Source organism: Pseudoalteromonas luteoviolacea S2607, assembly GCF_001625575.1.
In the GTDB taxonomy this organism is placed as follows: Bacteria; Pseudomonadota; Gammaproteobacteria; order Enterobacterales; family Alteromonadaceae; genus Pseudoalteromonas; species Pseudoalteromonas luteoviolacea_E.
Genome location: NZ_AUXV01000034.1, coordinates 70654 through 77103 on the forward strand (window position 1 = coordinate 70654; position 6450 = coordinate 77103).

6 protein-coding genes are annotated in these 6450 nt (G+C 42.8%); all 6 read right to left on the reverse strand.

Annotated features, from left to right (window positions below; all coding sequences use genetic code 11):
- Positions 1 to 22: 22 nt before the first annotated feature.
- The 6 genes from N480_RS15435 to N480_RS15455 all read right to left on the reverse strand — a co-directional run bounded on the left by N480_RS15435 (position 23) and on the right by N480_RS15455 (position 6414).
- Entirely contained in the window at positions 23 to 1207 is a 1185-nt protein-coding gene (locus N480_RS15435) for a prohibitin family protein (RefSeq protein ID WP_063373370.1), read from the reverse strand.
- Entirely contained in the window at positions 1204 to 2808 is a 1605-nt protein-coding gene (locus N480_RS15440; protein WP_231102267.1) for a cyclic peptide export ABC transporter, read from the reverse strand. Before N480_RS15440 ends, N480_RS15435 begins: the two co-directional genes overlap by 4 nt.
- A gap of 140 nt (positions 2809 to 2948) precedes the next feature.
- Positions 2949 to 3125 (reverse strand): hypothetical protein, encoded by a 177-nt coding sequence (locus N480_RS25630; RefSeq protein WP_169809459.1) that lies wholly within the window; start codon positions 3123 to 3125, stop codon positions 2949 to 2951.
- A gap of 78 nt (positions 3126 to 3203) precedes the next feature.
- Positions 3204 to 3788 carry a YcjF family protein gene (locus N480_RS15445; RefSeq protein ID WP_063373372.1) on the reverse strand — a complete coding sequence of 195 codons (585 nt, stop codon included), beginning with the start codon at positions 3786 to 3788 and terminating at the stop codon, positions 3204 to 3206.
- Positions 3789 to 3995: 207 nt separating this feature from the next.
- A complete protein-coding gene (locus tag N480_RS15450) occupies positions 3996 to 5366 on the reverse strand; it encodes a serine hydrolase domain-containing protein (RefSeq protein WP_063373373.1) in 1371 nt (456 codons plus the stop codon).
- Between the two features lie 82 nt (positions 5367 to 5448).
- Entirely contained in the window at positions 5449 to 6414 is a 966-nt protein-coding gene (locus N480_RS15455) for a TauD/TfdA family dioxygenase (RefSeq protein WP_063373374.1), read from the reverse strand.
- Between the last annotated feature and the right edge of the window lie 36 nt (positions 6415 to 6450).

A 6450-nucleotide genomic window follows, 5' to 3' on the forward strand; every position in this document is an offset into this window, starting at 1 on the left:
CTTAAATCATCAAGTGCGTTAATTACTTTAAATACTCCATTGGCTCACCTGTTTGCTCTGATCTGTCCGAGAGTGTTTTATCTGGCTGGCGTAAATCTGGTTTTATCTTATGGCCAAACTTGTCCACGCTATTGAGGTACTCATCTTTTTCATCTACTTCAGACTTAAGCTCTCCTGGTTTGTGGGTCTCTTTAAAGCGGGCATTTTCGTGCGTGAGGCTACTTTCAGTATTGAGTATGAGCGGCAGACCATCTTTGCCGCTACCAATTACCACAACTTTCGCATTGTTTGACTTAGCAAGCTCTATGGTTGCTTCAATACCTCGCCATTTTAGGTAGGCTTCAGAAATGCCATCACTGACCATCTCTTGAAATAATGCGATCCCTTTAGCCTCTTCTTCTTTGCGCATGGCTTCTTTTTTCGCAACTTCGACACGCATTTTGTACTCTTCCAAAATGTAGTTTTGGTTCACTTTGGAAATGATCGCGCTGTGTACTTTATCTGGTAAATCAACACGCTTTATCAATACGTCGTCTAGGTTTACCAAATGATGGCCCGACATGGTTTTAGCTTCTTGGCGTAACATGGACTTTTCCTTGAGTTCTAGCTCATTGAGCACCTGCCCTAGCAGCTCTTCTTGCACCTCTTTACGTTGGTTGCCATAAACCTGTTCGGCATCATATTGAGACACGATCATACGCACCCCAGAGCTTACTTCGGGTAGAATTATTTCATCCACATAATTAGGACCAACCAATTTATGGAGGTATGGAATAAATTCTACTTCTGGGCGGTAACGTACAGTAATATCCAGCGTTATACGCAAACCTTCTTTGGTAATGGCATACACATTGGTATGCGCTGTTTGATAGCGACTAGAATAAATCGTTAAGGTGTCCCAAGGGAAAACAAGTACCGTCCCTTCTTGCAATGGCTCCTGTAAATAGGTACCACCCGCAAAACGCTTCCACAGCACCCCAACTTCGCCCGAGTCCACCTTAATAAATATGACGGGAATGAGCGCAATTACGATAAAAATACTAATCAATAGTGTAAGACCCGCGCGAAAACGCCAGGATAGTATCCGCCGTCTCAACTTAGGTTGGTAGCGCTTGAGCAAGCGCATCAATAAATTAGATAGAATAATCGCCAATAAGGCACTAATAATTATCGTCAGTGTAATATCTGAAGGGAGTATGACGTTCATGATGTTACTCCTTTACTCTCAACTTCATGGTGTTCCATTAACTGTCCTTCGACCATTTTTAAGTGCACGTCTGCAAGGTGAAAGTAGGCGTCATCGTGAGTGATGGCAATCACGGTGTTACCGCGCTCTTTTAACTTAGGTAGCACTTGTTCATAGAATTTACGTCTAAAAATAGGGTCTTGGTCGGCCGCCCATTCATCGAAAATGTAAATTGGTCTATTTTCTAATATGGTGCTCAATAGTGCCAAGCGTTTGCGCTGTCCAGTTGAAAGGTCAATACTGCTAAACTCACCATCCTTAACGCTTACTTTGGTATTCATTTCTAAAAATGCAAGCCAGTCATCTATCTCTTCTTGGCTGTTGTGATGGATCCCATAGAGTTGTTTAAATAAATGAAAGTCAGAGAAAACAGCAGTGAATAAACTGCGGTAGCCATCTCGTAAGCTCTCAGTAATAGGCTGCCCATCCAGCACAATTTGCCCTGCTTGCAATTCATACAGGCCCGTCAGCATACGAATAAATGTCGTTTTTCCGCTGCCATTGCCGCCTGTGATAAAGGTCACCTGTCCACGTTTAATACTGAGATCCACAGGACCAACAAAGAAGGGTCGATCGCCCCCTTTGTGTGCATGTTGATAATACGCGCCTTCGAATCGCAGTTCGTCAAAACCATGTACATGTGACACATGGTCATGCTCTAGGTTATGTTGCGACGTCGACGCTCGACGTAAATCGTCTTCCAATGTCAAAACATTTTGCGCCGCTTCAGTGGCTGTTGTGTAAATAGGGATCCCGCCAACAATACTGGTAATGGGGCCAATCAAGAAAAGCGAAGCTGTGGTGACCTTGATCACCACGTCGGTATAAACATGAGAGAGGCTTGGTACAATAAACACCATCGCCCCCGTTGCCGCAAAAAATGTGATTTGCGACAGCACAAAGTCCGTCGCAAATAAAGTCTGAGTTGTGGTTTTAGCACGCTTAGCACGGGCAGAGTCCATCACAAATTCATGCTCTAAGTCGTCCGCTCTTGGCACGCTCAGTTTGACCTCTTTAAAGCCATCAAGTAAGTCAGATAGACGCTGAATCAGCTTGTTTTCGCTTTCAAAGGATAATTGCATATTGCGCTGAATTTCATTCGCCCTTAAACGGTGAATACTCGCTCCCATTAAAATTAAAACGGAGATCACCAAAAATGCCACAAACGAGTGCCAAGCAATGTACAAAGAGGTAAAAAATACCAAGCTAATAGATTGGCCGATAATGACAAATAACTGAGCAGACTGCGAAATGGTTTGCAGCTCTTTACTGAGTGTATTGAAAATACGCTCTTTGCCTATTTTTTCTAGGGTTGATAGTTCGGTATGACGTACACATTCAAATATTTGTACGCGTAACCTATCAATGGCTTTTTCAACCATTTTGGCCGCTTTTGTCATTAAGCGCTGTTGCGTTAAACCATAAATAGAGATGGTCAAAATAAACAACACCAAATAATAAAGAATGTGGTTTTCTTTATGAATGTCCGAAATATTTTCAGAGACATTGTTAATCAAAGCAAGTACCAACGCATTTGCTAAGCCTGAAATACAGCCCAGCATTACGAAAGTCCTTTTCTTAATTTTTATATTCCGACTGATCAGATCGTATAATACCATTGTCGTTTTCTTATCATTGTTGTTATGAGCAACGTCGCATTAGGCAACCTTGCACGTTTAGCGCAGCCTGTTTTTGGCGGTGTTTAATCGTCCTCACTTTCCTGTTGAGGCTGGCGCATCTGCGCAAGTAATAAAATCAGTAAACTCACAATTGGTGTGAAAAACAACCCAATAAGAAAAAATCCAACAGGGCCTGCAAACGTGTTTCGCCCCCAATATCCCGACAAGATACATAGCACCAAATACAAAGCGATAATCATAATATGCTCCTCAAAAATCCTTATATTGCATAGATAAACCAACAGATAATCTGTTGGTTTATCTAGGATTAGCCACTACTATGGTGCAGTGGCTCCACTCGGCTGTGCGCTGGTATCACCTTTATCTTTACGATACTTAGCAGCAATGTCCGCAATATCTCCCTTAATACTTGCAAGATTAAGATCGATTAGCGTGCCACCATTTTCGAAATGACGTATAAAGGTGCTGCCCACTGCATGAGTAGACGCAGCAGAAACCACAGGCATAAATGCGATCGCACTTAAAGTTCCAATCACCGGCACCGCTTTTAAGAAGCTGCTTAAGCCAGCTCCACCAAGCGTTTGCGGGAATGATCCCCCGATCACAGCACTGACCGTACCACGCAGTTTATTGTCACTATATGATTGGCCATATACCTTGGCAATTTCACCAATCATCTTCATTTGAATACCCGTTAAAGCCACTAAATCGACGGCTGGGATAGGTATTAACCCAGAGCCAAATGACCACTTAGAGTACTTATCAACAATGATTTGCGCCACGGCAGCTCGGTCTTCTGCCTGCACTGCAGTGCTAGACTGTTCTGTTGCTGATGCGCTTGCAGATGCTGACGCAGTTGCTTCAGTTGCCTTGTCGTCCTTTGCTGTTTTTGTCGCTGTCATAATTCATCCTCTATGATGTAGATTTAAACAGTTGTTGAACCCACCAAATCAGCGCAATTTTACATACAACTTTAATTGCCACTAACTTGCCCTTATCGCTGCAGTTTCAAAAGAAAAAGCAGGAATTCGTGTTAAACATAGGCCGACAAAAGCACTGAACTTCAGTTATGCCCTACCACAGGCAGCCCGGTTAAAATTGCTCTTTAATTAATTGATTGCACCATCCAAAACTTCTTGGCATTGCTCTGTACGGTGGCGGTCGTTATAAAAAATAATGTTACGGAGCTCCTCTGCAATACAGTCAGACTCATAACCTGTTTTGTGATAATTACTAAACGCCATTACGGTTTGGTCTCGCTCCAACAAACGAGAAAAACTTGTTACCCATGAATAAGGGTAGCTACCTGAATACTGTAGAAATTTCTCATATTTGTTTAAATTAGTACTCGTCGGATCATCAGGACAATCTGCCACCTTGCCGTATTGATTAGGGTCGATAAAGGTCACAAACCAGCCGTAACCAAAGTACTCACATTCATCACTACTTTGCGTATTCTGATAGGGTGCAAACGCCATTTCTTTTTGCTCAGCATTTAAAATCGTGTCGCCGTACAATCCTTGATCCCACTTGTGCATGTCTTTTACCGTGGAATACATGTCACCTGCTGAATAGAGCACGAGTGGATTGCTGTATGGATTTTTGAAAATATGCTCATAAGGCGCAGGACCACCTGTTTCAGGGGGGCGGCCCGTTGTCAGTGGGAGATACTGGTTTTCATCAAACACATAGCCTGTGGTCATGTTTTCATAAATACCAATGGCATTAAATGCACCACTGTCTGTCATACTAAGCGGATCAAGAATTTGCTCTTTGACGATATTTCTAAAGTAGAAACTAGGATCTATCTGACCTTGTTTGCCGGCCGCGATTTGCTCGATGATATTACCAATAAGGTAGTAATTACAGTTGCTATAAGTGAACTTAGAACCTGGTGTAAAGCTTGGTTTATTGTCTTGTTCGGTGCACGTACAGAAACGGTTGCCAAACCCTTCAGGGCCATTTAAATCCAGCGTATCATCGTATAAATAAGGTCGCCACCCCCAGTCTAAATAAACATCTGGGTTGTCACTGTAGTTATCAATTCCAGAAGACATGCTCAACAAATTATGTAACGAGACATCCGCACACTGATTTTTGGGGTACCAAGGTAAATAATCTCCAACAGTCTCTGTTTTCAGATCCTTACCGGCGAGCATACGGAGTAAAATTGCAGCTGCAAACTCTTTGGTATTAGAACCAATACGGTATTTGGAGTCCGTAGTATTCGGCACATTATATTGAATGTTTTGTGGTCCACAGTTGGCCTCATACACCACGCTCTCACCCGAGGTCACATATATACTGCCAAAAAACACCATTTTGTCGCAGTAATCAGCCACAGTGACCTTAAACTTCTCTATCTGCTCTGCCGTGATGGTGTTATCTTTTGCCACGCTGTTTTTAAAACACGAAGTCAAAAGCAAACTCATACAACACAGGCATACGACCCTCAGTTGCTGTTGATAAAGCCCGTTCATTTTTTGTTTCCTTAGAGTTGTTAAGTTAATTTGCCAACTTCTCTACTACTAACAAAACTCATCTAGCTTCTATACCAAAGCACTAATATGCTGCTTTGGCCATTCCCACCAAGACCTTACGAGTCCCGGTATATGCTTCTCTGCCATGGGTATACAACATGTTGTCGAGTAGCATTATGTCATTGCGCTGCCATTGATAGGCAAAGGTTAGTGACTTATAGACCTCATTGATCGTCGCAATATCTTCCGCGCTTATCTCACTACCATCACCGAAGTAGGCATTGCGAGGTAACCTGTCTAGCCCAATGCTTTCACGCATCGACTCCGGCATCTGATTATCAATGCTGGAACAGTGAAACAAATGCGCTTGATTGAACCAAACCTTCTCTTTTGTTTGTGGATGGATTGCTACCGCAGGTCGAATTTGTTTGGTTTGTAAGTGATTGTCAGATTTCCACTCAAAAATAATGTCGTTCTTCCAGCAGTAAGCTTCCACTTCTTCCTTACTTTGGGTCTGAAACACTTCTTGCCACGGTAAGTCTATGTCTCCATAATTTCTGACATACATCACACCGAGCTTTTCGAACTTGTCACGCAAAGCAAGCGGTAGTTGCTTGTAAACTTCTCGGCTGTCAGCAAGTGGCGTGTTACCACCTGTTTTTGCTGGCACAACACAGAAAAACCCCATTCTCATCGGCCAGCAATTAGAGTACGCATTTTCATTGTGCTGCAAGATCACCTGATCGGCGTGATACTCTGTTGTGGTATAAACATTATTTCTCAGTGCAGTTCGCGGTGACGAACGATATACATATTGGCTTAACTGCTCACCAAAAATAGCTTCTAAAATACTGCTAAACTGGTTGGTGCTAACGATATTCAAACCACGAAGTAATGCCACACCATCCTTGTCTACCCATGCGTTGATCTCTTGTATATGACTCTTCACCCAAGCTAATCCACTTTGCTTGTGAGCCGATAGGTCATGAATAAACCTATCTCTTGCGGCCACGCTGGCCTCATTATCGAGCGCTAGTAACTGATCCATTCTATTCCCATCCTTAACTAGGTAAGATAAAATTAC

Excerpts from the sequence above, each read along its gene's own strand:
- N480_RS15435 (WP_063373370.1), bottom strand. The coding sequence starts at position 1,207 with ATGAACGTCATACTCCCTTCAGATATTACACTGACGATAATTATTAGT.
- N480_RS15440 (WP_231102267.1), bottom strand. The coding sequence starts at position 2,808 with ATGCTGGGCTGTATTTCAGGCTTAGCAAATGCGTTGGTACTTGCTTTG.
- N480_RS25630 (WP_169809459.1), bottom strand. The coding sequence starts at position 3,125 with ATGATTATCGCTTTGTATTTGGTGCTATGTATCTTGTCGGGATATTGG.
- N480_RS15445 (WP_063373372.1), bottom strand. The coding sequence starts at position 3,788 with ATGACAGCGACAAAAACAGCAAAGGACGACAAGGCAACTGAAGCAACT.
- N480_RS15450 (WP_063373373.1), bottom strand. The coding sequence starts at position 5,366 with ATGAACGGGCTTTATCAACAGCAACTGAGGGTCGTATGCCTGTGTTGT.
- N480_RS15455 (WP_063373374.1), bottom strand. The coding sequence starts at position 6,414 with ATGGATCAGTTACTAGCGCTCGATAATGAGGCCAGCGTGGCCGCAAGA.